Origin of the sequence: Paenibacillus sp. FSL H3-0329 (assembly GCF_037963285.1) — a bacterium.
Classification (GTDB): domain Bacteria; phylum Bacillota; class Bacilli; order Paenibacillales; family Paenibacillaceae; genus Paenibacillus_AQ; species Paenibacillus_AQ odorifer.
This window is the reverse complement of sequence record NZ_CP150150.1, coordinates 5,995,554-6,022,144: the sequence shown is the minus strand read 5'-3', so window position 1 is coordinate 6,022,144 and position 26,591 is coordinate 5,995,554. Positions and strand designations below refer to the sequence as shown.

The window sequence follows — 26,591 nt, the reverse complement described above, 5'->3', positions numbered from 1 at the left end:
TATATAACCCATTACTCAATCACTATACTCAACCTCCATGCTCAATACTGTACTCAACCTACGTATTTAAACTAATCTGTATTCATGCTTTGTATTTAAACGCCGTACTCATACCGGGTACTCCTACCCTGTGCCCAACCTCCGTACTTAAACTAATTTGCACTCATGCTTTGCATTTAAACTCTGAACTCAACCTCCTCACCCCTCAACCCCCGATGCTTAAGGACCCAGATGACGCTATTTGCCTGATTTTAGCTTTTTAAGCAAAGTTTCGGACACCAGAGACGCTATTCGTTAGGAAGAGGTACATATTTGGTGCTTTTCAAGTCAATAGCTGCAATGGGGTCCGTTAGAATACCAAATGTGTTTAAAACCAGCGATTAGGGTCAGCTGAGTCCTATAGTAGCTACATACGCGAGCAACTTGCATCATACGTCCATCAATCGTGTCGTAATCATACTTTGCGCTCAACCTACACACTCAACCTCCGTACTCCCACCCTGTGCCTAACCTCCGTACTTAAACTAATCTGCACTCATGCTTTGGATGCAACCTCCGAACTCAACCTCCGAACTCCCACCCTGTGCCCAACCACCGTACTAATACCCTGCGCTCAACCTCCGCACTTAAACTAATTGTGCACCTCTGCACTTAAACTAATCAGCACTCAAACTCGGCACTCAACCTCCGCACTCCTCACCCCCCGATGCTTAAGGACCCAGATGACGCTATTTGCCTGATTTTAGCTTTTTAAGCATGGTTTCGGACACCAGAGACGTTATTCGTTAGGAAGAGGTACATATTTGGTGCTTTTCAAGTCAATAGCTGCAATGGGGTCCGTTAGAATACCAAATGTGTTTAAAACCAGCGATTAGGGTCAGCTGAGTCCTATAGTAGCTACTCAAACTAACTGCACGCAAACTCTGTACTATCACCAGTAGCTGCAGCGCAATATTAGTTTTGGAACATTCACATTTGTTTCCAGCATCTTCTTACATTTTACATAAACAGGATAATGACAGTGGAGGCTCGAATTTTATTAGCATCTTACTGAATAGGGGTGCTGTAGATGTCCACGAATTTTAGAGTTGGCTTGCAAAAGGTCGTAGATCATTCTTACGATATTGAGATTGGGGAAGGTCTTTTTGGCGCTCTGATTGAGGATTTAAAACGTGGAATTGTCGAGAATGTAAGCAAATTCGCGATTATTACAGATTCCAAAGTCGAAGCCCTGTATGGACAAGCCTTGCTGGAACTGCTGCTTCAGAATGATTTTCAAGCGGAGCTTTTTTCTTTCCCTGCTGGAGAGAAGTCCAAAACCCGAGAAACGAAGGCAGAGCTGGAGGATCGGCTATTAAGCCGTTCTTATGGACGAGATTGCTGTATCCTTGCCATTGGAGGCGGGGCGGTAACGGATTTGGCAGGTTTTTTGGCTGGAACATTTGGTCGGGGAGTGCCAAGTTTGAACTATGCAACTACCCTTTTAGCAGCAGCGGATGCTTCTATTGGTGGTAAAACGGGCGTGAATACACCGGTTGCAACCAATCTAATTGGTGTTTTTCATCAGCCTAAAAAGGTCTACATCGACCTAGCCACTTGGAGAACGCTTCCGGTACGTGAGCTTCGCAGTGGTTTGGCTGAAACAATCAAACATGCCTGCATCGCGGATGCTGACTTTTTTGAGTTTCTTGAACAGAATATGGAGCGAGTTGTCTCCTTAGAAGGCGAACTTGTATTAGATCGAGAGGTTTGCGAACGGATTGCTTTTCATAATTGCGAGATCAAGTACAGCGTGGTGGAAAAGGACGAACTGGAGAGCAACCTGCGCCAAATTCTAAATTTGGGGCATACTGCTGGCCGGGCGTTAGAGGCTTTAAGTGGTTATGAATTATTACATGGTGAAGCTATTGCGATTGGACTCGCGGTTCAGGTGCAGCTGGCAGAGCAGTTGGGGTATGTAACGGCTGACGAAACTCAGCGTGTGATTGCTTTGTTGAAGAAGGCGGGACTTCCGACTGAAATACCAGCAACCATTACAAATAGAATGCTGATCGATAAGATGTATACGGATAAAAAGGTTCGCAAAGGGCGTATACGGTTTGTGTTCCAAGCTGGAATTGGAGCGATGAAGTCTTTTGAAGGTGGAGCTTATTCGACGCCAGTCGAAGAGCAAGTCCTATCCGAGCTTTTAAATAAAATACGCAGTTAAGATAGGAAAACGTTATTTTAAATTTATGACGAATAGCCCAGAAGGTAGGGTTTACTTTTTCGTTCAAGGTGGTATTATTAAAATATAAGTTGCACTAAGGAAATATAGTTGTGCTGTTGCAACAATGATTATCATTCTCACTACTCATAGTTATCATTCATGCTGTCCCGGCTAAGCCGGGGCAGCATGTGTCATTTTAGGGGTCTTAAGAATGGCTCTCATTATCATTTAGACAAAACAAAGCGTGTGCTCCCGAAGCAAGTTTTGTTGCGAAGAGAAGTCAATGAAGTAATCCTACACAAAACTTTCAGGATGGTGATTATTATGCAAGCAACATCAAAACATTTACCCCAGCAAACCTCAATCTCCGGCAGCATGAAGAAACCAGGCGCTCCAAAACGCCGGTTCGATGTGAGAGCCATGCTCAGCAACTCCGAGATGCAGGCTGCGCTTGGCAGCGGAGTGCTTATGCTTTTTGCTTGGGCTATGGGTAGCTGGTCAGAAGTTTTCTCTATAGTACTTTATGTTATTTCGTATACCATTGGTGGCTGGAACAAAGCCAAAGAAGGCGTTGAGACGCTCGTCAAAGAACGTGATCTCGATGTGAACCTGCTGATGATTGCGGCTGCACTAGGCGCAGCTACCATTGGGTACTGGAATGAAGGTGCTATGCTCATCTTTATTTTTGCGCTTAGTGGAGCACTTGAGAGCTATACGATGGAACGGAGTAAGAAGGATATTTCCTCACTTATGGCCTTAAAACCAGCCACAGCCATGCGGATTGAAAAAGGAAGCATGAACGAGGTAGCTATTGATCAGTTAGTAATCGGAGATCTGTTGCTTGTACGTCCAGGGGATCTTATTCCTGCAGATGGTAAGGTGTACAGAGGAGAATCGGCAGTAGATCAGGCTTCCATTACAGGAGAGTCAGTGCCTGTTGAAAAATGTGCAGGCAGCGAAGTATTCGCAGGTACGGTCAATGGAGAAGGTCCTCTTTATATTGAAGTAACGAAATCAGCAGAGAACACACTTTTTTCCAAGATCATTAAGATGGTAGAAGAAGCAGAGACGGATGTTCCAAATTCACAGCGATTCATTAAAAGACTGGAAGCCATCTATGCACGGGTAGTTGTCGCCTCGACTGTGGCTCTTATTTTCCTTCCACCCTTTTTGCTGGACTGGAGCTGGAGCGCAACCTTTTATAAAGCGATGGTTTTTCTTGTAGTAGCCTCGCCTTGTGCGTTGGTCTCATCGATTATGCCTGCGATGCTGTCGGCTATTTCCAAAAGTGCGCGAAAAGGGATTTTATTTAAAGGCGGGGTCCACCTCGAAAATATGGCCCGGACCTCTGTTGTAGCTTTTGATAAGACAGGGACCCTTACAGAGGGAACTCCGCAGGTGACAGACTTTATTGCAGCTGAAGGCTACAACCGGGAAGAATTACTGGCGATTAGCGCATCCATTGAGCATATGTCCCGCCATCCATTGGCGGAAGCCATTGTGCGTAAAGCTGAGGAAGAATATCTGGAGCTGCGAGGTGTGCAGGAAAGTAAAACCATCACTGGCTGGGGAATTGAAGGTCAAGTTGACGGGCATCTCTGGAAAATTGGAAAGTCCAATTTACTGGATGAGCTGACTTCGTCTGCGATGGATTCTGAGCTAGCATTCTGGAGAACTAAACGGCAGCAGTTGGCGGAAGAGGGGAAGACTGTCTCCATTATTTTGGACGGTGAGCATATTGCAGGTATGATTGCATTGCAGGATACAGTTCGCCCACAAGCAGAAGCTGCAGTGCGGAAGCTGCAGGAGCTGGGGATTAAAGTGGCTATGCTTACGGGTGACCGGGAAGCTACAGCAAAAGTTATTGCGGCTTCAACCGGAGTAGATTTAGTATTTGCCGACCTTTTACCAGAGGATAAAGTAAAGCATATTAAGGCGCTTCGTGAAAAGCACGGTAATGTTGTGATGGTGGGTGACGGTGTGAATGATGCGCCTGCTCTGGCTACAGCGACTGTTGGCATGGGTATGGGCATGAAAGGCAGTGGTGCAGCGCTTGAGATAGCCGATGTAGTGCTTATGAATGATAATATTGAAGAGATCGCCTCGACCATTTCATTGGCACGGCGTTCACAGCGTATTGTGAAGCAAAATATGATTTTTGCTGTAACAGTAATCGCGGTTCTGATGATCAGTAACTTTGTGCAGGGCATCGCCCTTCCTTTTGGCGTGATCGGTCATGAAGGCAGTACGATATTAGTTATTCTTAATGGGCTGCGATTGTTGCGGTAAGAGGTCAGTGATGTTATTGCGCATTATTTATTACCAAAAATTAAATTGTTCACAAATGATTTTGCCCTGAGGGAGTCTGGCATATTGACATATTTGCTTTCAGTTAGCATAATTAAAACTACATTATAATTATTTTAAATAAGAAGCGACGTCACTGCCGTCTAACTCAAGGAGGATATAGATATGTATAAATCAATAATTGTTGGAACCGGACCGGCGGGGTTGACTGCCGCTATCTACTTGGCTCGTGCCAATTTGAACCCACTAGTAATCGAAGGACCCCAACCTGGCGGACAATTGACCACCACTACAGAAGTGGAGAATTTCCCGGGATTTCCTGATGGGATTATGGGTCCAGACTTAATGGATAATATGCGTAAACAAGCTGAACGTTTTGGTGCGGAATTCCGTACGGGTTGGGTGAACAGTGTAGAACTTGGAGAACGTCCTTTTAAGCTTAATGTTGAAGGATTGGGTGTTCTTACGACGGATACCTTGATCATTTCCACTGGCGCTACGGCAAAATACCTCGGTATCCCAGGCGAACAGGATAATGTGGGACGCGGTGTGAGCACCTGTGCTACCTGTGATGGATTCTTCTTCCGTAATAAAGAGATCGTGGTTGTTGGCGGTGGTGATTCTGCGCTTGAGGAAGCGGGTTTCTTGACTCGTTTTGCCTCCAAAGTAACTTTGGTACACCGTCGTGAAGAACTACGTGCTTCCAAGATCATGCAGGATCGCGTTCGCGATAATGTTAAGGTAGCTTGGAGCCTGAATCGTACTCCTCTGGAAGTAACTTCTGGAGATAAAGGCGTGAGTGGACTAAAAGTGCTGAACAATGAGACAGGACAAGAAGAAATCATTGAAGCAAGCGGAGTGTTTGTGGCGATTGGCCACCATCCTAACACTGCATTCTTGGGTGGACAAATCACAACTAATGCTGAAGGTTATATCATGACTAATCCCGGTACTTCTGAAACTAATATCCCAGGCGTATTCGCTTGTGGTGATGTGCAGGATACCCGTTATAGACAAGCGATTACGGCAGCAGGCAGTGGATGTATGGCAGCTATGGATGCTGAGAAATACATTGAAAGTCTGGAACATAGCGCGGTCATTCTGTAATTTGGTTTAGCAAACTCCCAGTGCTACAATAAATAACATAACTGTAATCTTCCATAGGAGGTCTAATGATGGAAAATGTAATTGTATATACTTCAACAAATTGTCCACATTGCCGTCAGGTGAAGAGCTTTTTGAGCGAAAAAGGCGTAGCCTATGAAGAACGTAACATCGAGCAGAATGATGATTACGCACAGCAGGTTTGGGATATGGGAATGAGAGCTGTTCCTGTAACTGTAATTGGTGAGTACAAAATCGTGGGGATGAACAAAACTCAGTTCGACAAAGCATTGGCGACTGTTAATTAAATAAGATTTCTGCGAAGAAATTCAAAAGGTCGCTTCCATTTTGGAGGTGATCTTTTTGTGGTCTAAGTATACAAAAATAGCCTGACGCTAATATGCGCAGGCTATTTTTTATGATGTAAATCGCAAAGTTCAATTTAAGCTTGAGTGAAAGAGGTAATGATCTGAAATAGGACGTATACAGCAACACCGCTGCCGATCAGAATGAATCCTGATTTCTTTTTGGCTTGAAAAAAACGGAGCACACCGAGACTGATCAAAGGGGCAATAATGAGCAGAAAAAGCAACACAGTGATGAACATCTGTGCCGAGATATCAGACGTATCAACATAGGTCATGGACTCGCTCTCCATTTCAAAAAAGGGGTTGTAGTGATAAATGTCACACTAACTTATCCTTTATTATATAGGATTTAAGTTGCTTTTACTGCACTTTTGATCCACCTAAATGCGGCAATTTTACGTCAATTCTATCCGCTTATGAATTTCACTCGTGAAACTGTCCCGCAAAATCGTTGTCCATTAGACTACATTAAACGGTGACCCGAATATCGCCTAGAAAATGCATAACCGCAGAGAACCCCGCGCCTATCATCGTGCCCCGGCTGCCCAGCTTGGAGAAGGTAATCTCGAGCTGCTGCTTATGATAAGGAAGCGTACGCTCCGCGACAACCCCGCGAAGAGGCTCCCCTAACCAGGCTTCTGCTTCGGATAAAGCTCCACCGATGACAATCAGCTCTGGATTAAAGCTATTGATTAGATTCGTTACTCCGATGCCGAGATATTCACCCATAGATGAGAAGTGGCGCAAGGCGTCTTCTTGTCCAGCGGCTGCATAACGGACCAGTTCTTGTGTAGTATGAGCAGGGAGGGAGAACTCGGAATGGTCATAGGTTTTCTCCGAGGCATATAGCTCCCAACAGCCACGACTCCCACAACTGCACGGCTTGCCTTTTGCTTCAATCGTCATATGTCCGGTCTCGCCTGCATATCCTCGTGCACCTTTGTACAGCTCGCCGCCAATAATAATACCGGATCCGATCCCTGAACCCGCACTGATGTAGAGCAGATGTCTAACATCTTTTGCCGCCCCAAAGTTCAGTTCACCTTGTGCACCTGCGTTAGCTTCGTTATCAATAGTAACTGGAACCGCGAATTCCCCCTCCAAAATACCCCGCAGGTCGACCATTTCCCAGCCAAGGTTGGGAGCAAAAAGAACAATCCCGTTCTCATCCACCATCCCGGGGACACCTACTCCGATGCCGACGATACCGTATGGGGATTCAGGTGCTTTATCAATCAAGTCTGAAATTGTTTTTTTCATCCGTTCCAATACATAAGGCAGAGCATGATTGTCCAGGGAGAAATCGCTTTCGAAAAGAATGCCACCACTTAAATCACATAAGACGGCTGTCAGCTGCTTCACTCGCAGCTCTATGCCGATTACGCTGCCAGCCATGCTGTTAAAATGCAGCATTAGCGGTTTACGGCCGCCACTGGATTGACCTGGTCCAACTTCAGTCACTAATTCTTGAGCGCATAGCTCTGCCACCAGATTGGATACGGTAGCTTTATTCAGTCCGGTCATCTCTGAAACCTTGGCGCGCGAGAGCGGAGAGTTCCTTCGAATAGTATGTAGTACGATCGATTTATTGATTTTTTTGACCAGCGCCTGATCTCCGGTAACCTTCACGAATCACACATCCTTTTTAGCATAGTTCCCTTTTGTTGTATGCCACTTAGTCTAGAGTGATGTGCTGGAAATTGCAATACATCGGCAGAAAAGAGGAAATCTATGTTTGTTGGATTTTTTGAATATTAAACGGATAGGCAAGGGAGACTTAAAGAGGCGGAAATTTTATAAAAAAACTTTGTTTAACCAATATACAAAGTCAAAAAGATGTGTTAAGATGATGCTGTAAACGCTTGCTAGCGTAGCACAATATGAGGAGGATTACACAATGGCTTATTTTGAGACAGTGAACAAAATCTCTTACGAGGGAAGCCGTTCCACCAACCCTTATGCATTTAAATTCTACAATCCTAAAGAAGTCGTAGCCGGCAAAACTATGGAGGAACATCTGAAATTTGCAATGGCTTATTGGCATACATTAACTGCTGGCGGTTCTGATCCGTTTGGCGCTGAAACTGCAATTCGCAGCTGGGACAAATTGAATGGTCTTGATAAAGCTAAAGCTCGCGCTGAAGCAGCATTCGAATTTATGGACAAGATGGATTTGCCTTACTTCTGCTTCCATGATGTAGATATCGCACCAGAAGGCGCATCTTTGCGTGAGTTCTACAGCAACATCGACACTATCGTTGATATCCTTGAACAAGGCATGAAGACTTCCGGCAAGAAATTGCTGTGGAATACAGCTAATATGTTCACTAACCCACGTTATATGCACGGTGCAGGTTCTACACCTAACGCTGATGTTTTCGCACATGCAGCAGCACAAGTGAAGAAAGGTCTGGAAGTTGGTAAACGTCTGGGCGCAAGCAACTATGTATTCTGGGGCGGCCGTGAAGGTTACGAAGAATTGCTGAATACAGATATGGGTCTTGAACAAGATAACATTGCACGTCTGTTCAGCATGGCTGTAGATTACGCTAAGGAAATTGGTTTTGATGGTCAATTCCTGATCGAACCTAAACCAAAAGAGCCTACTAAACATCAATATGATTTCGATGCAGCAACAACAATTTCGTTCTTGCAAAAATACAAGCTCGACAAGCACTTCAAGCTGAACCTTGAAGCTAACCACGCTACGCTTGCAGGTCATACTTTTGAACATGAACTTCGTGTAGCTCGTATTAATGGCATGCTTGGATCACTTGACGCTAACCAAGGGGATACACTGCTTGGTTGGGATACTGATGAATTCCCAGTTAACATCTACGATGCAACACTTACTCTTTATGAAGTATTGAAGAATGACGGTCTTGGCAAAGGCGGAATTAACTTCGATGCTAAAGTACGTCGTCCTTCCTTCGAGCCAGAAGATCTGTTCTTGGCACACATTGCTGGTATGGATACTTACGCAAAAGGCTTAAAAGTTGCTGCTAAATTGATCGAAGATCGCGTATTCGAAGACTTCGTTGACAAACGCTACAGCAGCTTCACTGAAGGCGTTGGTGCAGACATCGTTTCAGGTAAAGCAACATTGGCTTCTTTGGCTGAATATGCTTTGAACAATGAGAACCCACGTCCTAACCAATCCGGACGTCAAGAATACCTGAGAGCTACCCTTAACCAATACATCTTGGCTGAGTAGTTTTTACAGGGAGCTTGAAGCTTAAGCTTTGAGTCCAGTTTGAACAAATGCAACGGGGGTTGCTGAAGAGAGCATTCTTCGGCAGCCCCCTTTTTGTAGCCAAAACTAAGCGGATGCTTACGAAGTAAGTTTTATTCGAGGTAACTCAACGTAGTAAACGCTCATAAAACTAAGCAGATGCTTACGAAGCGAGTTTTATTGCGAAGAGAATCAAGAAGCTAAGCTCCATAAAACTTTTAGGAGGTCAAAAATGAAATACGTTATAGGTGTTGATTTGGGGACTAGTGCAGTGAAGACTGTTCTAGTGGACCCGCAGGGGAAGGTGGCTTTTGAGCATTCTGAGTCCTACCCGCTAAGCAGACCCCAACCGAACTGGAGTGAGCAAAATCCTGAGGATTGGGTAAAGGGCACGCTGGTCAGCCTGCGCCGTCTGATTGAAGTATCAGGCATTGACCCGTCTCAAGTAGACGGTCTAAGTTTCTCCGGACAAATGCACGGATTGGTACTGGTAGATAAGGAAGGGCAAGTGCTGCGTCCAGCTATTCTTTGGAATGATACCCGTACTACTGCACAATGCCGTAAGATTGAGAAGACGCTTGGAGCGAAGTTGATCGATATCGCCAGAAACAAAGCATTGGAAGGTTTTACACTGCCAAAGATTCTGTGGGTTCAAGAGAATGAACCAGAAGTATTTTCACAGGCGCATCAGTTCCTGCTGCCAAAAGACTATGTACGCTATCGGTTGACGGGTGATTATGCAATGGATTACTCCGATGCTGCCGGAACGTTGCTATTGGATGTAGGCTCTAAAGAATGGAGCGCAGAAATCGCAGAGGCTTTTGAACTTCCACTTTCTCTTTGTCCTAGATTGGTAGAATCCTTTGAACAGACTGGAACCTTATTGCCGGATATTGCTGAAGCGTCAGGTCTTTTATCTTCAACAAAGGTATTTGCTGGTGGTGCGGATAATGCTTGTGGCGCGCTCGGAGCGGGTGTATTGGGAGAAGGCCGGACCATGTGCAGTATTGGTACATCTGGTGTAGTTCTTTCTTATGAGAGCAATAAAGATTTGAATCTCGAAGGCAAAGTCCATTTCTTTAACCATGGTGAAAAAGATGCCTACTATATTATGGGGGTTACACTAGCTGCTGGTCATAGCCTTACGTGGTTTAAAGAAACCTTTGCGGCGGACAAAAGCTTTGATGAGCTGTTAAGCGGAGTTTCCTCTATTCCAGCTGGCAGCGGCGGCCTGTTATTCACTCCTTATATTGTAGGAGAACGTACACCACATCCAGATGCAAATATTCGCGGAAGCTTTATTGGTATGGATTCAGGGCATACGTTGACGCATTTTACACGAGCAGTATTAGAAGGCATTACCTTCTCACTGCGTGAATCCATTGAGATTGTACGTGAGTCAGGCAAAGAGATTACAGAGATCATTGCAATTGGTGGCGGGGCTAAAAATGAGGCTTGGCTGCAAATGCAGGCTGATATTTTCAATGCATCCATCGTGAAGCTGGAAAGTGAGCAGGGTCCGGCAATGGGAGCAGCTATGCTGGCGGCTTATGGAAGCGGATGGTTCACATCCCTTGCGGAATGTGCAGAAGCGTTTATCCGTCCTGCTGATGTTTATAAACCAGATCCGAAACAAACGGCAATCTATGATGGTCTATTCAACCTCTATCAGGAAGTTTACGGCCAGACCCGCGAATTGAATAACAAGCTGGCTGCATATCGCCAATAAAGCGCCATTTATCTATCTGTCTGATATAAAAAAGGTCTTTCGCATCTGGCGGAAGGCCTTTTTAAAGACCATCTTCTTTATAGAGGTGATGAACGGCAATATTCAAAAATGTTGCCGTTTTCATTTTTCTTCTGTAAAGTATGGAATATCTCCAAGGTAGTGGCAGCCTGTAAATGAGATAGCGAAGGTTTCGGGGGGCGAAAGGCCATGTTTCAATGGTTTGTTAAGGTGCTGAATGACATCAAAATCCGCAATAAGCTGCTGCTTGCTTTTTTACTGACTACACTTTTGCCGGTATTACTGGTAGGTGGTTATCTTACGATTGAGATGAGGACCATGGCGTTTGAGAACGCACTGGAGCAAGCTTCAATTAACGTAGATCGGGTAAAAAAAAGAACAGAAGAAGTCATCGGTGTATCGCAAGATATAGCGTATCGATTGTCCAATGATGCCCGGCTGAAAAAACTCGCCATACGCCAGTATGTAAGCACTTATGATGTGGTTGAGGCTTATCGTGATTACACTGATATGCGTGAATACCTAAGATTATATAAAGACATATCCAACATACGTTTATACACTGATAATGCTACGCTGCTTAACAACTGGGAGCTGATCAATCCTTCGTCTGCCATTAAGGAGAGCCAGTGGTATCAGAGAGCACAGCGGTACGATAGCCTCGTCGGTTGGGAATATATAGAGGATGAGCGTGATCAGCGGAATTATTTAAGCCTTGTCCGCAAAATCGAGCTGGAGGGCTCCAGTAAAATTGGCGTGCTCGTTATTAATGTAAACAGTCACCAGCTAACTTCAATTCTGAGCCAGGAATCATTTGATACCATGATCGTGGATGATCAGGATAACATCATTGCTGCGAACCGGAGCGATCGAACAGGAAAGAAACTGGAAGATGTTTCTTTTGATACAAAGCTTTTGGGGCAAGGAAGCGGGAGCTATGAGGCAGAAGTAGATGGTGAAGCCTCCAAAATAGTGATAGAAGAACTTAAACCACAAGCCAGCCGTAACGCCCTGCGAATTATTTCTGTTTTTTCTATTGATAGTATAGTCAAAGAACCTAATCGGGTGATTAAGCTTTCGATTACCGTGATTGCCGTAAGCGTTTTATTGGCCTTTTTAATCATATATAGTTTCTCTTCGTTATTTTCACGTAGATTATTGCAGTTAAGCAGACATATTAACCGCGTTAGTACGGGTGATTTTGACACTTCATTAAAAATTGATGGCAAAGATGAGATTGCTCTGCTAGCTCGTCAGTTCAATTCTATGGTGCGGAGTATTAACGATTTGATGTTCGAGGTACAGGAATCTAATGACCAGAACAGTCTGCTGGAACAGAAACAGAATGATATCCGTTTTAAAATGCTGGCAAGCCAGATCAATCCTCATTTCTTGTTCAATGCGCTGGAATCTATTCGTATGGAGGCCCATATGAAAGGGCAAGTGGAGATTGCACGGGTAGTGCGTCTTCTTGGCAAAATGATGCGCAGTAATCTGGAGGTAGGCCGAAGTAAAATTTTGCTTAGCCAGGAGCTTGAAGTGGTTCGTTGTTATTTGGATATTCAGCAATTCCGTTATGAGGATCGTTTGAAATATCAATTTATTGTAGACCCTGCCGTCGAATCACTCTACATCCCGCCGCTGATTGTGCAGCCGCTTGTGGAAAATGCGGTGATTCATGGACTGGACAACACGATGGATGGAGCAATGGTTACGGTGAATATCAAGCGTGAGCAGAATCATGCGGTCTTTACCATTACCGATAATGGAGCCGGGATCACTCCGGACAAGCTGGAGCAGATCCGTTATACCCTTGAGGTTCGTGATGAGCAGGAAGAGGCACGGATCGGGCTGCGCAATGTACACGACCGTTTGAAGTTATCCTACGGTGTTGAATATGGACTGAATATCGAAAGCCGGATGAATGAAGGAACATCTATTACGTTTCGTATTCCAATGGAGGACATAAATCTATGATCAAAGTATTGATTGTTGATGATGAGCCAAAGCTGCGGGAAGGCCTTCGGGCTCTAATCCCTTGGGAAGAGCTGGGGTATACGGTGGTGGCTACGGCCGCCAACGGCTTGCAAGCTCAGGAGAAATATCATATTTTTTATCCGGAACTGATTGTGGTGGATATCCGCATGCCTGGTATGGACGGGCTGGAGTTAATCGGTGAGCTGCGCGAAGAAGGCTCGACCAGCCATGTGCTAATTTTAAGTGGTCATGCGGATTTTGAGTATGCCAAACGAGCCATTTCTTACCGCATTGACGGCTATTTACTGAAGCCGGTGGATGAGGAAGAGCTAATCAACTATTTGGAGGAACTCAGAGTCACGATCGCTCAGGAAGATCGCTTTAGCCGCTGGAATGAAGAGGAGCCTGCCCGTAATCGCGAAAGCCTGCTGCGTGCATTGCTGCAGCCTTCAACTGCGGAGGAGGGGGAGCATGATCCTGCTAAGCATGCGGCAGCACTGGGTCTTAAACCAGACCGTGTCGAAGTGATCCTACTCGAACTACTCGCGCCTGCGGGCGGCAGTGAGGAAGGAGAGCGGGCCGTTAAGGCCGCGGTAGAACAGTATTTTGGCAGCAGTGAAGAGCGGATGTTTTTCACGATGCCGCCATATATTGGATTCCTGCTGCAAGAGCCGCTACCAGGAGAGCAGGAACAGGAGCGGCTGATGGAAGAGCTTTCTTCCTTAATTTGCCGCGAGGGGTACGACTTCAGTGCAGCAACTGGAGGCCCAGTAGCTGGACCAGAAGAGGCGGCACAGTCTTTTCAAGTGGCGCGTGAACTGCTGCGCCGGGCATTCTTTTACCGCAAAGGGATTCTGATCAGCGCCGATCTCTCCGGTATGTTGTTTCCTGGAGTGGCTGAGGCGTACGCCGAAGAAGGGCAGGATGCGGAGAGCCGCCTAATGCTGGCTGTTGAAACCGGAAGCCGCGCTGCCATTGAACCGCTAGTGGATACGATCTGTGCGGAGCTACTGGCTGCGGGCAGTGAGGAGCAGCAGATCAAAGATACATTTGTGCGGATTCTCAGCACGGTGTTGGCCCGTCTCGAACCGGTCTATCCAGAGATTCGTAGCAATGCCGCTAAGCATTCCCCGCCGATCGGTGAGCTCTACCATAGTCACTATCTGGTAGACCTGCAAGAGCAGGCCGTCAATTTCATGGCGGAGATCGCCGATCAAATGTCCAGTGGCAGCAAAGGGAATGAGATCAAAAAAATTACGGAGCTAATCAACCGCCGTTACAATGAGAATCTTAAGCTTGAGACCTTATCCGAGTTATTTAATTACAACAGCGCATATCTAGGTAAAATGTTCAAGAACACTACCGGTGAATACTTCAATACGTATGTTGACAAAGTGCGGATTGAGAAGGCGAAGCAATTCCTAGCACAAGGCATGAAAGTATATGAGGTGGCCGAGAAAGTAGGGTACATGAACCCCGATTACTTCAACGCCAAGTTCCGTAAATATGTAGGGCTCTCCCCGAGTTCTTTTCGCAAAAACATCTAAAATAGAAGCCCAAAAAGCCACAGTTGCAGTTCAGGTATAACCTGAGCTTTAGCTGTGGCTTTTTTTTCTTAAATTAAAGCTACTTCACTAATAATAAATCTAATCGTTGCTGCAATTCTTGATTTGCAGGGTCTTTTAGAAGGGCTAGAAGTAACTCTTGAATTTGATCCATCTCTTTAAAAGGTTCATTTTGCACATATTTGTCATGTATTCTGGTTTCCAAGGTATATCCATAATCGAACCCTAATGTTGAATACGTCGAAAGGGCAGCAATTTTACTCGCTTGCTCTACAGCAAGAATGCTTGGTGTTGAGGATCGTTCTAATTCCAGTCTTAGACCGTCGAGTTCTGATGTCAGATTAAGGTCCAACCTATCCATTAATCTGTTATGACTTACGTTGTTATTGAATTGAAATAAATTTAGTGTCAATAATACTGCGGCGATAATCAATAATAATATCTTGATGTTTTTGTTTTTCATTGCTCTCCTATTACCCTCCTTCAGGATAAGAAATTGCAGGTACAACAGATAATGTCGACTCGGTATGTGCATATAAGGAATATGTATCTGAAATAGTTAAAGTACTGACGGATCAGGTAATATTTTCTAGCTAAGATGATATTAAAGTAATTAATTTTAATTGAACCATACGGAGGTTTTCGTTGAGGAGCAGGGCAGGGGTTACGGGTATACTTGTTACGCCTCATCTGAGAGCACATTACAGTCTTCATTCGCGGGTATGACGGACTCCAGAGTCGTTATTTGGGCTATTTCGAGTCCAATTTCGATTTATCGGACTCCATGTACGTTATTAGCTGCAAATGTTCTCCAAAAGGTGGTTTTTTAAGTGAATAAGGTCTTTATAGTCCGCCTAACCCAATAAGAAGTGCAATTTGCTTAAATAGGGTCATTTCAGTCCGCGCCTTCGCTTCCGGCCACGTTCACTTATAGAACGTTGGCTCGGGGCGTTTTTTAATTATGGGGTGAAGTATTAATTGTGTGAAATAGACAGGGGATTAAGTATCGTATTGATTTATGAAATTAAATAATTTCACTTGATTTTATTTTCAGTAAATTCATGATTATTTTCAGTGTTTTCAACGATGTATCCGCTTTATTTTGGCTCTAAATCTCTAATTTTCACCTGATTTTAGGTCGAATTTATAGGGTACTGCAATCGCTTACAGAGATTTAGAATATAGACATAGAGAGGAGGGGCTTTATGAAAGCGGACACAGTAACTTCTCAAATCCCGCCGGATACCCGAACACGCAACAAAAAGCCTGCTTCAGGAGGACGGTTTTGGAGAAGCTTTAAGAATCAAAAGTACTTATGGATGATGTCGATACCTTTTGTGATCTGGGCATTCGTCTTCAGTTATCTCCCATTATGGGGCTGGACGATGGCTTTTCAAAAGTACAAGCCCGCACGTGGCTTTTTTGAACAAGAATGGGTAGGTTTTGAACACTTTAAGACACTGTTCAGTGACTCGCAATTCCTTCTGGCGCTGCGTAATACGCTGGCGATGAGTGGAATGGGCTTAGTCGCAGGATTTATCTTTCCAATAACGTTTGCAATATTGCTCAATGAAGTGCGTCTTGGCTTCTTTAAAAGATTTGCTCAAACAGTCTCGTATTTGCCCCACTTTGTATCATGGGTGGTTGCAGCGGGGATTGTAACTAAAATGTTATCTGGTGAAAATGGTCTTGTAAACGATATCTTGTTAGGAATAGGATTCATAGACGCACCTATCCAGTTTATGGCCCAGGGCCATCTCTTCTGGGGAATCGTTACCTTATCGGATGTCTGGAAAGAGACCGGATGGAACGCCATCATCTACCTTGCAGCTATCGCAGGTATTGGGCCTGAATTGTACGAAGCGGCCCGGGTAGACGGTGCCAGCAGGCTTCGTCAGGTATGGCATATTACACTTCCGGGTATTCGCCCAACAATTACTGTACTACTCATTATGTCGGTGGGTAATTTGCTCAATATCGGCTTTGAGAAGCAATTCTTGCTTGGAAACAACCTCGTTACCGACTATTCTCAAGTGCTAGACTTGTATTCACTGAAATACGGACTGGGCATGGCGAGATATTCCTACGGTACTGCGATCAATATATTCAACTCAGTGATCAGTGTAATTCTACTGTTTACGATTAATGGAATCTTCAAACGTACAACAAAAGAGAGCCTTCTGTAGCACAGAAGGCCCTTCTACCCAATCGTGGCAGTAAATTGCCCTTTTCATGAAAGGAGAGCATTACAGTGGGAAATTCAGCTATCACCGGAAAGTCATGGTCAGACCGGATCTTTGATTTCTTTGTATATTTTGTAGTACTGTTCGTGGTTGTAATCACGATTTATCCGTTTTTGAACGTGCTTGCAATCTCACTGAATGATTCAGTGGACAGTGTGCGCGGTGGAGTGACCATCTATCCCCGGGATTTTACCTGGGACAATTACCTAAAGATCTTCACTTTCTCCGGATTAATCACCGGGTTTAAAATATCCGCTTTGCGGACAATTATCGGTACTTTGTTCGGACTGATCAGTGCCTCGATGCTGGCGTTTACGATCAGCCGCCCTGACTTTGCAGGTCGCAAGTTTGTTTCCACATTCTTGGCAATGACCATGTATATCTCAGGAGGAATGATTCCAATATATATGCTGATCAAGGATCTGCATATGATGAACAGCTTTGCAGTCTATGTATTGCCTGGACTGGTTAGTGCCTTTAACGTCTTCGTTATCCGCTCCTTCATCGACGGCCTGCCGTATGCGTTGCAGGAATCGGCGAAGCTGGATGGAGCCAATGACTTTACTATCTACTTCCGGGTTATTCTGCCATTGATGAAGCCAGCGCTAGCAACGATCGCGCTGTTCCTAGCAGTAGGTCAATGGAATGCTTGGTTTGATACTTATCTGTACAATGGTTCAAGCCCTAACTTGACCACATTGCAATATGAATTGATGAAGGTTCTACAGACCACAACCAGTGGTAACGGAGGCGACTACCGCTCCAACATTGCTTCGCTGGCTTCCAATCAGGTCTCGCCGGAGTCGCTCAAAATGGCGATTACGATTGTCGTAACCGTACCGATCCTGTTGGTTTATCCGTTCATTCAGAAGTATTTTGTTAAAGGTATGACACTTGGTGCTGTGAAGAGCTAATCACAGTTCAACGGGGGAGCTTAGTCTCCCCTATGCTTAAAACCTATTGTGTATCCGTTTTCTTTTGGCAAGCTGGGTAAAGTATTAACAGGTCTTCACCTGTGATACGATAGATAAACAATTTTAAGGAGGGTTTATTTAATGGGAAGTAATAGAAAGATAAAAGCCAAAGCTACGGCATTAACGCTCACTTCTATTATGCTGCTCGGTGTGCTTGCAGGCTGCGGCGGTAACAATGGCAACAACGGTAATGCTGCAGCTGGAAATACAGGCGGCAACGCAACTAATGCTGGAAATGCGACCAATGCGGCTGAGGATATTTCCCCGCTCACGATGACCTTCTTCAGTGCAGACCCTAACCCGAACTGGACAGGTATGCAAGATGAAGTTGGTAAAGTGATTACGGAAAAAACGGGAGTAACCCTAAATGCTGAATATGCAGTTGGTGATCCTCAACAAAAAGTAGCCTTGATCGCAGCGAGCGGTGAATATCCGGATTTGATCAGTGCTAAGACTGATGTCAGCAAGCTGGTGGATGCAGGCGCAATGCTTGATCTAACAGACCTGATTGAAAAATATGCTCCGAATATCAAAAAAGTATTGGGCGAAGAAGGCATGAAACGTTCACGTTACAGTGACGATGATCATGCGATTTATGCCATCCCTACCTATGCAGGTGTGGACAACAAATATTTTGATGCTGGTGGCGGATTTGAACTACAGCACCGTGCTGTTAAAGAAGCTGGATATCCTGCAATCAAAACTGTTCAAGATTATGAGAACGTAATCAAGGCTTACCTGGAAAAACATCCTACCGATGAAAATGGTAACAAAAACATCGGCCTGACTCTGAATGCAGACGATTGGTACATGTACATTACAGTAACTAACCCAGCATTTATTACTACTGGTTCTCCTGACGATGGTGAATATGCGATTGATATCGACACCCAAGAAGTAACTTATCACTTCCGTCGTCCGGCTGAAAAAGAATATTTCCGCTGGCTCAACCACATGAACGATATCGGATTGCTTGATCCAGAAAGTTTCGTTCAAAAGTATGATCAGTACAAAGCTAAAATCGCTACCGGCCGCGTTATTGGTTTGATTGACCAAGACTGGGGTTATGGCGATGGAGAAAGAGCATTGAAAGCTGAAGGCAAGCTGGATCAAGGCTATGGACACTATCCTGTAACCTTGTCTGAGGAGTACAAAGAAACCTCCTTCTGGCCTACAGGCTTCATGGGTGGTAACGGAATTGGGATCAGCGTAGATGCTAAAGATCCAGTTCGTGCAATTAAATTCCTGGACTACCTAGCTTCCGACGAAGGTCAAGTATTGGTTAACTGGGGTATTGAAGGCAAACACTACAATGTTGTTGATGGCAAACGTGTCATTCCTGAAGATGTGAACGACCGTAAATATAATGACACTACCAACTTCCAAAAAGAAACTGGCTTGGGTAATGTCGGATCAAACTATGCATTGCTGAGCGCTCACTATGGCGACGGTGTATTGGATCCATCTGGTAACTACTACACAACTCGTTTCCCTGAGCAAGTAACCGTAGGTTACAATGCGGTTGAAAAAGAAACACTTGCTGCTTACAAAGCAACCACTTGGAAAGACCTCTTCCCTAGTGAAGATGAGTTCAAAGTTAAACCTTGGGGCGCGGCATGGAACATCACGATTCCTGGGGATAGCGAAATCGTCGTTCTTGACAACAAGCTGAAGGATATCAGTTGGAAACGGATCCCTGAAGCAATCTTGTCTAAACCAGCTGATTTCGATAAAGTTTGGGATGCTTACATGGCTGAGCTAGATAAAGCTGGTGTAACGAAAGCTGAAGATTTGCGTGAAGAGCTGGTTAAACAACGCGTGAAACTTTGGAATGATTAATTATTAAATTTCGTCTAATACAATAAAAGCATGAAGATGGCGGGAAGTCCGAACGAAAGTCCGGGCCTCCCGCTGATTGCTTTTCACCGGTCATAACAGGACAGGAGGAATATACATGGGAGAGAGCAAGAACTCCGGACAGCATGAGTTATGGTACAAGCAGCCGGCGGCTGTATGGGAAGAGGCGCTGCCCGTAGGTAACGGCAGGCTGGGCGGCATGGTCTTTGGTGGAATCGAAGAAGAACGGATTCAATTAAATGAAGACACCTTATGGTCGGGTTTGCCGCGGGATAAAGCCAATTATGAGGCACTGCGGTATTTAGCCCCAGCCAAACAGCTAGTAGCAGAGGGAAAATACAAGGAAGCAGAAGCACTGGTGGACGCCAAAATGTTAGGCAGCCGGACGGAATCCTATCAACCACTTGGAGATTTGCGATTGAAGTTTAATTTTGCAGGTGCTGTAGAGGATTACGGGAGGGAGCTTGATCTGGATCGGGCGTTGGCTACGGTATCCTATACTGCCGGTGGTGTAAGGATCGTACGTGAAGTATTGGCCAGCAGACCGGATGAGCTTATAGCTCTTCATATCCGTGCGGAGGGGGGAGAGGGCCAAGCTACTCTGCCAGATTTCTGGGCGGATCTGGCATCACCGCATCCTTCCCACTCGGAGATTACTCCGGATGGCATGCTGATTATGACTGGCCGTGCCCCGTCGCATGTGGCTGATAACTACGTAGGGGATCACCCGCGTGCCGTATTATATGAAGAGGGCCTTAGCATAAGTTTTGCTGCGGTTATGGAGATCCAGACGGAAGGTGGGGCTTGTGCAGCGGAGAACGGCTCGCTGTTGATTTCTGGCGCGCACTCCATTACCCTTCGTCTGGCTGCGGCAACCGATTATGCCGGGTATGACCGGATGCCGGGAAGCGGTGGCAAGCTGCCAGCGGAATTGTGCCTAGAGCAGTTAGCTTCAGCCTCAAAAGGATACGCAGAGCTTAAGCAGCGCCACCTAGAGGATCATCAATCCCTGTTCCGCCGTGTGCAGCTGACGCTTGCATCTGCTGCCTCCCGGGGAGAGCTTCCGACTGATGAGCGACTGGCACAATACCGCGAAGGACAGACGGATCCTGAACTGGAAGCGCTACTGTTCCAGTATGGCCGCTATCTTATGATTGCTGGCTCACGGCCGGGGACACAAGCTCTGAATCTGCAGGGCATTTGGAATCCCAATATTCAGCCACCATGGAACAGCAATTATACGACAAATATAAACACCGAAATGAATTATTGGCCGGCCGAGTTATGCGGATTGGGCGAATGCCATGAACCTTTAATAGATTTTATTACGGAGCTTAGCGTGGCTGGCAGCCGTACAGCGAATATTCATTATGCCGCACGCGGCTGGACAGTACACCATAATACCGATTTGTGGCGGATGACTTCTCCATCGGACGGTAAGGCGATGTGGGCTTTTTGGCCGATGGGCGGGGTATGGCTCTCTCGCCATCTATGGGAGCGTTACGCTTTCCGTCCAGATGAGGACTATTTGCGCACAGCTTATCCCATATTAAAGGGAGCCGCATTGTTTTGTCTGGATTGGCTAGTAGAGCTGCCTGATGGAAGATGGACGACAGGTCTGTCTACCTCGCCAGAGAATGTATTTCTGACTGCTGACGGCACACCATGCAGTGTCTCGGCTGGCTCAGCTATGGATTTATCGCTTATCGCTGAGTTGTTCAAGCACTGCATTCAGGCTGCTGATATTTTAAATACCGATGTAGAGCTGCGTCAGGAGCTTATGCAGAAACAGAAACAGCTTGCCCACCAAGGGATCGCACCGGACGGAACTGTCCGCGAATGGAATGAGGATTTTGCTGAACAAGAGCCTGGGCATCGTCATGTTTCTCATTTGTATGACCTGTACCCTGGGAACGTAATTAGCCCTTCCTCCACACCAGAGCTAGCGGAGGCGGCAGCCTTAACACTGAAGAAACGTATAGAACATGGAGGTGGCCATACAGGCTGGAGCGCAGCATGGTTGCTTAATCTTTATGCGCGTCTGAAGGATGGCGAGAGTGCGGTTAGCTGTCTACGTCGCATTTTGCAAGATTCCAGTTTGCCGAACCTGTTCGGAAATCATCCTCCGTTTCAGATTGATGGAAACTTCGGCACTACAGCCGGAATAGCAGAAATGCTTTTGCAGAGTCATCAGGAGGGTCTGGAACTATTACCTGCTCTTCCAGAGGAATGGTCTGAAGGCAGCGTGAAAGGGTTGGTGGCACGTGGTGGCTTTGTCATGACTATAGAATGGAGCGGGGGCTGTTTAACAAGGGCAGAGGTTACCTCGACTCATGGCCGATCCTGCAGAATTGTTCAACACCAGCCTTTGCTCATTCAAAAACCGGATGGTACACAGATTGAAGGAGCGGGGCTGGAATTTGAAACAGTAATAGGAGAGACCTATATCATTACACCCCTAAAGAAATAATTCATATTGATCTGGTTTAGAGGCTGTTCTCAGAGTAGAATTATTCTACAGAGAACAGTCTTTTTTTGCCCAAGTCTTCATTATCTATTAAATGGAGGGTTTTGAATAAGTCTGTAGGAGCCGGAGGATCAGAATAATTATGTGGAAAAAACGCTTCACGTTGGCAAAAGTCATTCTTGGAGGAGTGATTATTTGCGCAGCCATTCCCCCGACATTGTATTGGACCTGGGGGCATGCTTATGCGGCCACGACTTCACCGACCGTTCGTTCTGTGAGTGAAATTGCCCAGAAGCTAACCGGTGCGATGAATAATCGTAGAGAGACTATCACTTTTACTTATGAGGGGAAAACCTCGAATTTAAAAACACAGATACAAACGGGTCTAGATCAAGCGATGAATAGCGATCCCTATTTGTATTACATCATAGATAGCTACGGATACACTTATCGAGGGAGCAAAAGTTCTGTAAAGGTTACGGTAGAAGTGAAATACTTGGAAACGCTGGAGCAGACCGCTTTTGTGAACAAAGAAGTAAAGGCAACGCTCAAGAAGATCATTACACCGGGCATGAATAATCATCAGAAGGTTAAGGCTATCCACGACTGGGTGGTGCTGCGTCTGAAGTATGATACCTCTTATCGTAAATATACGGCTTATGAAGGCCTGAAGAGTGGCAGTGCCGTTTGCCAAGGGTATTCGCTGTTGACCTATAAGCTGCTCAAGGAAGCGGGATTCAGTAATAAAATCGTCGAGGGCACTGCAAAACAGCCGGGAGGACGCAGCCAGTCTCATGCTTGGAATCTAGTGCTGCTCGAAGGGAGATGGTATCATCTCGACACAACTTGGGATGACCCGACACCTGATAAAGCCGGCGTGGTAAGCACCGCGTATTACTTGAAGACGGATGCACAAATGCGTCAGGACCATAGCTGGACGAAGTCTTATCCGGCAGCTTCGGTGGCCTATTATAAGACCTTGTCAGCACTTGTAGAGCGTGGAGGACAGAACGCCGGGGTGTATAAGCAGCTTCAGAAGGACCTTAATTATGAGCTGTATGCCGAGGAACGGATTGTACGTTCAGCAGCAGATTTAATTCAGCTGGCGAATAAGGCTGTCGCTTCAGGAGAGGGATCTTTATTATTCCGTTATCACGGTAGTGGAACCCAGCTGAAGAATGATCTACAGGAGTTATATAAACTTGGACTAGAGGAAGTGTCTTATTCTAGCACTTCTTTTGATAATACGGGTGATCTAAAAGTGTATGTGACTTGGGAATAGGCAAAGGGCTAAGTAAAATCAGGAGTTGAATATACTAGATTGATTTATATAAAAAGGGATATCCCGCAGCCTTTCAGGCTTCTGGATATCCCTTTTTTGCGGAGTCTATTTATTCTGGGTGAGTACTAAGATCGCATTTTTCCAAAGGAATAATATTACTCTTGCGGAAGAAGCGATAGCCGGCCCAAATCAAGACGAATAATGGCAGGCTGATATAGGAAACGGCAATACCGTACCAGTCGATGTTTCCACCTGAGAAGGCACCCATATTCTGGCCAAGGATGGCTACCGTACAAAGTACTAAGGCAAATATAGGCCCAAACGGGAACCATCTAGCCCGGTAAGGCAGCTCATCAAGGGAATGACCTTGAGCTATAAAGGCGCGTCTGAAACGATAATGGCAGACAGCGATGCCGAGCCAGTTAATAAATCCACACATACCGGAAGCATTAAGCAACCAGTTGTATACAGCACCATCACCAAAGAATGATGCTAAAAAGGCTAACATACCAACGGCTGTGGTCACGAGCAAAGCACCAACAGGAACACCGCGGCGATTAAGCTTGCCTAGAGCACGTGGAGCCATTCCATCCTTAGCCATAGCGTACAGGACGCGGGTGGAGGCGTACATTCCCGAGTTCCCGGCTGACAATACGGAGCTGAGAATGACAGCATTCATGACGGATGCGGCAATAGCAAGTCCTGCTTTATTAAATACGATCGTAAACGGACTGACTCCGATATCATCAATACCACCGCGCAGCAGATCTGGATTCGTGTAAGGAATCAGCATTCCGATTACTAGTATAGCGAGGATATAAAAGATTAATATACGCCAGAAGACTTGGCGAATAGCAATAGGTACGTTACGGCGAGGGTTCTCACTCTCACCTGCTGCAACACCGATTAGCTCGGTGCCTTGGAAGGAGAATCCCGCAGCCATAAAGACACCGACGAAAGCGAAGAAGCCACCGTGGAACGAGCTGCCCCCGATCTGGAAATTGCTGAAGCCTACGGCTTTTCCGCCCATGATTCCGAAAATCATCAAAACTCCGACAATAAGGAAGGCGATAACAGTAATAATTTTGATAATGGCAAACCAATATTCTGATTCTCCGTATCCACGAGCAGATAGGAAATTAAGACCGAACATCAGCAGCAGGAACACGAGACTCCAGAGAAAGGAGGGACTGTCCGGGAACCAATATTTAATAATGACGGTGGCGGCAGACAATTCTGCTGCAATCGTAACCGCCCAGTTATACCAGAAGTTCCAGCCGATGGCGAACCCAAAAGCGGGGCTGACGAAACGCGTGCCGTAAGTGCTGAATGAGCCCGAATCCGGCAAATAGGTAGCGAGCTCTCCCAGACTGGTCATGAGGAAATAAACCATAACACCAACAGCCGTATAGGCTAGAAGTGCTCCACCGGGTCCGGCTGAAGCGATAGCGCCACCACTGGCCAGGAAGAGTCCAGTACCAATAGATCCTCCAAGCGCAATCATGGTCAAATGCCTTGCTTTAAATGATTTTTTTAGCTCAGGCGGGTTACCTACGTTGCCTTGTGCTAGATTTTGCTGCTTGCCCTGCATGATTTGACACTCCTTATGATCTAATCTTTCAATTCATGAACGGGGAGTGCTGAGCTGCTTCCTCCCGCAGAGCGGGAGAGTGTATTTGGTGGTCTCCATAAGGTTATGGACAAACACTAAATATACAAATTCTGTAAACGCAAAGAAACCGCAGACTATATCTGCGGTTTCCATCTATACAGCTCCGCATCATACTCCCTGTGAAGATAGCGCAACACATTATGACCTGCTGCTTATGCAGGTTATACAATGTGACAGTTCCGTGCCTTTCGGCAACGGCCCCAGCCTGCACCGCTGTAAGAGCGACAGTGCAGACTTCGGCAGATATTCCTTTCGACGCGATTCATAGACGGCTCTAACGTCTCCACGCGCGTACTCTTTATATCCGCGACCTCTACCTCATCTTAGTATGACGAGGCTATCTTTACTTCATTCATTTATAAACAACAGGAATTAGTATAAAGCAAGTTCGCAAGTCAAGCAATGACAAAATCCGGTAGGGAATGTTAGCTGCGACGACGCTCTGACATTTGCTGCCAAACGGTACCCGCCGCTGCTTCACCGGAAGCGATACGTTCCAAAGCCATTTTGGCCTGAAGTCCAACCTCGAATTCCGGATCTTCCGCCGCAACTGACAGCGCTTCTTGGGCATCGGATGTGCCCACCTCATAGAGGAAACGAGCTGCGCGCCAGCGGACAAGCTTGCTCTTATCTGTCAGTGCTGCCGTCATCACTGGCGTGGCGGCAGGATCGCCGATGTCGGACAGCGTATCGCCTGCCGTACGTCTCACGGCTGGCGCGCTGTCTGCCATCGCCTCATAGAGCAGCTCCATCGCTTCAGGCGTGCGAAGGTCGCCTAGATACACGACCGCAAGCCTGCGAATATGCAGCTTGGGATCGTGCAGCGCCGCCTTAAGCTCCGGCAGGAGCTCCGCCGTCGGCGTAAGATCCTCCAGCGCGGCGTAACGCACGCGCCAATCCTCATGCTTCAGGTCTCGCAGCAGCTCATCCTGACTGCGGGTTCGTCTCTGCTCGACGAACTCGCCTTCGGCGCCGTGCGCAATGGCTTGCTGCACGAGAGAGTCGAGGCGTTCCTGCGGATACGCCGCTTCCACCTCTTGCTCCACCTCGCGTGCAATCTCCGCGGGCTCGCCATAACGCACGCCGTAATCAGTGAGCTTACGCTCTTTAATCATCACGGCGCTAGCCACATCCATAACCGCCTTCGTGAAGCGGTTTGCTAAGGAGATGCGCTCTTCATTCGCGCCGGTCTTAACGCGGATTTGCAGCGGAATTCCGCGGAACATCTGGACGAAGACTTGGGCTTCGCCGAAATGAGCGCCAGCGTTCTCATCGGCAAGATTCCAATCGTCAATTAAGCCTTCGCTGTTGCCGAAGCGGTTCTGGACTTCTCTTAGAATTGCTGCCCAATCCGCATTGCCCTTGCGTTCGAGCGCTGCAAAGTCAGCAGCATGATAGATGCTAATAACGCCCGGTATCGTTAACATTTCGCGTGCCCAGGCAGGTGCGGAACGTTCACTTTCTGGTGTATAGGTTCTGCGGATTCCAGGTTCCAGACTTTCGTCCAAATGAAGCTTCATCGTATTTGGACTTGGAGTCGGTTCAATAAAAGTAATCTTCATACGTAGCTCCCCCTTGAACGGTATA

The 26,591-nt window shown here is 46.2% G+C and carries 18 protein-coding genes and 1 riboswitch; of the genes, 13 read left to right on the top strand and 5 right to left on the bottom strand.

Translation table 11 applies throughout. The annotated features are described in order from the left end of the window. The first annotated feature begins 1,069 nt into the window (after positions 1–1,069). From aroB to NSQ66_RS26560, 4 genes are all read left to right on the top strand, one after another. Positions 1,070–2,209 (top strand): 3-dehydroquinate synthase, encoded by a 1,140-nt coding sequence (aroB, locus tag NSQ66_RS26575; protein WP_036680257.1) that lies wholly within the window; start codon positions 1,070–1,072, stop codon positions 2,207–2,209. Positions 2,210–2,533: 324 nt separating this feature from the next. Beyond that, positions 2,534–4,498, top strand: coding sequence for a heavy metal translocating P-type ATPase (locus NSQ66_RS26570; RefSeq protein WP_076104185.1), 1,965 nt, complete (start codon positions 2,534–2,536; stop codon positions 4,496–4,498). Positions 4,499–4,681: 183 nt separating this feature from the next. Beyond that, a complete protein-coding gene (gene trxB, locus NSQ66_RS26565) occupies positions 4,682–5,623 on the top strand; it encodes a thioredoxin-disulfide reductase (RefSeq protein ID WP_036680254.1) in 942 nt (313 codons plus the stop codon). Between the two features lie 68 nt (positions 5,624–5,691). Further along, complete coding sequence (locus tag NSQ66_RS26560; protein ID WP_036680252.1) at positions 5,692–5,928, top strand: glutaredoxin family protein; 237 nt, start codon at positions 5,692–5,694, stop codon at positions 5,926–5,928. Positions 5,929–6,062: 134 nt separating this feature from the next. Here the strand turns inward: NSQ66_RS26560 and NSQ66_RS26555 are convergent, their stop codons facing one another. Then, positions 6,063–6,263: a hypothetical protein gene (locus NSQ66_RS26555; RefSeq protein WP_036680251.1), complete on the bottom strand. Its 201-nt coding sequence runs from the start codon at positions 6,261–6,263 to the stop codon at positions 6,063–6,065. Between the two features lie 193 nt (positions 6,264–6,456). Continuing rightward, entirely contained in the window at positions 6,457–7,617 is a 1,161-nt protein-coding gene (locus tag NSQ66_RS26550) for an ROK family transcriptional regulator (RefSeq protein ID WP_076142241.1), read from the bottom strand. A gap of 268 nt (positions 7,618–7,885) precedes the next feature. Between NSQ66_RS26550 and xylA the strand changes: the two genes are divergently transcribed. From xylA to NSQ66_RS26530, 4 genes are all read left to right on the top strand, one after another. Continuing rightward, positions 7,886–9,202, top strand: a complete 1,317-nt coding sequence (xylA, locus tag NSQ66_RS26545) for a xylose isomerase (protein WP_076142240.1) — start codon at positions 7,886–7,888, stop codon at positions 9,200–9,202. A 250-nt stretch (positions 9,203–9,452) separates the two neighbouring features. Then, positions 9,453–10,949 carry a xylulokinase gene (gene xylB, locus NSQ66_RS26540; protein ID WP_076142239.1) on the top strand — a complete coding sequence of 499 codons (1,497 nt, stop codon included), beginning with the start codon at positions 9,453–9,455 and terminating at the stop codon, positions 10,947–10,949. A gap of 207 nt (positions 10,950–11,156) precedes the next feature. Next, positions 11,157–12,944, top strand: a complete 1,788-nt coding sequence (locus NSQ66_RS26535) for a sensor histidine kinase (RefSeq protein WP_076142238.1) — start codon at positions 11,157–11,159, stop codon at positions 12,942–12,944. Beyond that, positions 12,941–14,491 carry a response regulator transcription factor gene (locus NSQ66_RS26530; RefSeq protein ID WP_076142237.1) on the top strand — a complete coding sequence of 517 codons (1,551 nt, stop codon included), beginning with the start codon at positions 12,941–12,943 and terminating at the stop codon, positions 14,489–14,491. The genes NSQ66_RS26535 and NSQ66_RS26530 overlap by 4 nt, the downstream gene beginning before the upstream one ends. Before the next feature lie 79 nt (positions 14,492–14,570). Here NSQ66_RS26530 and NSQ66_RS26525 read toward each other — a convergent pair whose 3' ends face one another. Further along, positions 14,571–14,972, bottom strand: a complete 402-nt coding sequence (locus tag NSQ66_RS26525) for a hypothetical protein (protein ID WP_076142236.1) — start codon at positions 14,970–14,972, stop codon at positions 14,571–14,573. 742 nt (positions 14,973–15,714) lie between these two features. On the opposite strand from NSQ66_RS26525, the gene NSQ66_RS26520 reads away from it, so the two are divergent. The 5 genes from NSQ66_RS26520 to NSQ66_RS26500 all read left to right on the top strand — a co-directional run bounded on the left by NSQ66_RS26520 (position 15,715) and on the right by NSQ66_RS26500 (position 23,332). Continuing rightward, on the top strand, positions 15,715–16,695 hold the full coding sequence (locus tag NSQ66_RS26520; RefSeq protein ID WP_076100584.1) for an ABC transporter permease subunit: 981 nt from the start codon (positions 15,715–15,717) through the stop codon (positions 16,693–16,695). A 65-nt stretch (positions 16,696–16,760) separates the two neighbouring features. Further along, positions 16,761–17,666, top strand: a complete 906-nt coding sequence (locus tag NSQ66_RS26515) for a carbohydrate ABC transporter permease (RefSeq protein WP_076128700.1) — start codon at positions 16,761–16,763, stop codon at positions 17,664–17,666. Between the two features lie 141 nt (positions 17,667–17,807). Then, entirely contained in the window at positions 17,808–19,565 is a 1,758-nt protein-coding gene (locus NSQ66_RS26510) for an ABC transporter substrate-binding protein (RefSeq protein WP_080742630.1), read from the top strand. 115 nt (positions 19,566–19,680) lie between these two features. Continuing rightward, positions 19,681–22,053: a glycoside hydrolase family 95 protein gene (locus NSQ66_RS26505; protein WP_076142235.1), complete on the top strand. Its 2,373-nt coding sequence runs from the start codon at positions 19,681–19,683 to the stop codon at positions 22,051–22,053. A gap of 139 nt (positions 22,054–22,192) precedes the next feature. Further along, positions 22,193–23,332 (top strand): transglutaminase domain-containing protein, encoded by a 1,140-nt coding sequence (locus NSQ66_RS26500; RefSeq protein ID WP_076128696.1) that lies wholly within the window; start codon positions 22,193–22,195, stop codon positions 23,330–23,332. Between the two features lie 109 nt (positions 23,333–23,441). On the opposite strand, the gene NSQ66_RS26495 is transcribed toward NSQ66_RS26500, so the two are convergent. Together NSQ66_RS26495 and NSQ66_RS26490 are read right to left on the bottom strand one after the other, a co-directional pair. Then, on the bottom strand, positions 23,442–24,923 hold the full coding sequence (locus NSQ66_RS26495; RefSeq protein ID WP_076128694.1) for an amino acid permease: 1,482 nt from the start codon (positions 24,921–24,923) through the stop codon (positions 23,442–23,444). 199 nt (positions 24,924–25,122) lie between these two features. Further along, positions 25,123–25,328, bottom strand: a riboswitch (Lysine riboswitch). A gap of 101 nt (positions 25,329–25,429) precedes the next feature. Then, complete coding sequence (locus tag NSQ66_RS26490) at positions 25,430–26,566, bottom strand: virulence factor (RefSeq protein WP_076142234.1); 1,137 nt, start codon at positions 26,564–26,566, stop codon at positions 25,430–25,432. Between the last annotated feature and the right edge of the window lie 25 nt (positions 26,567–26,591).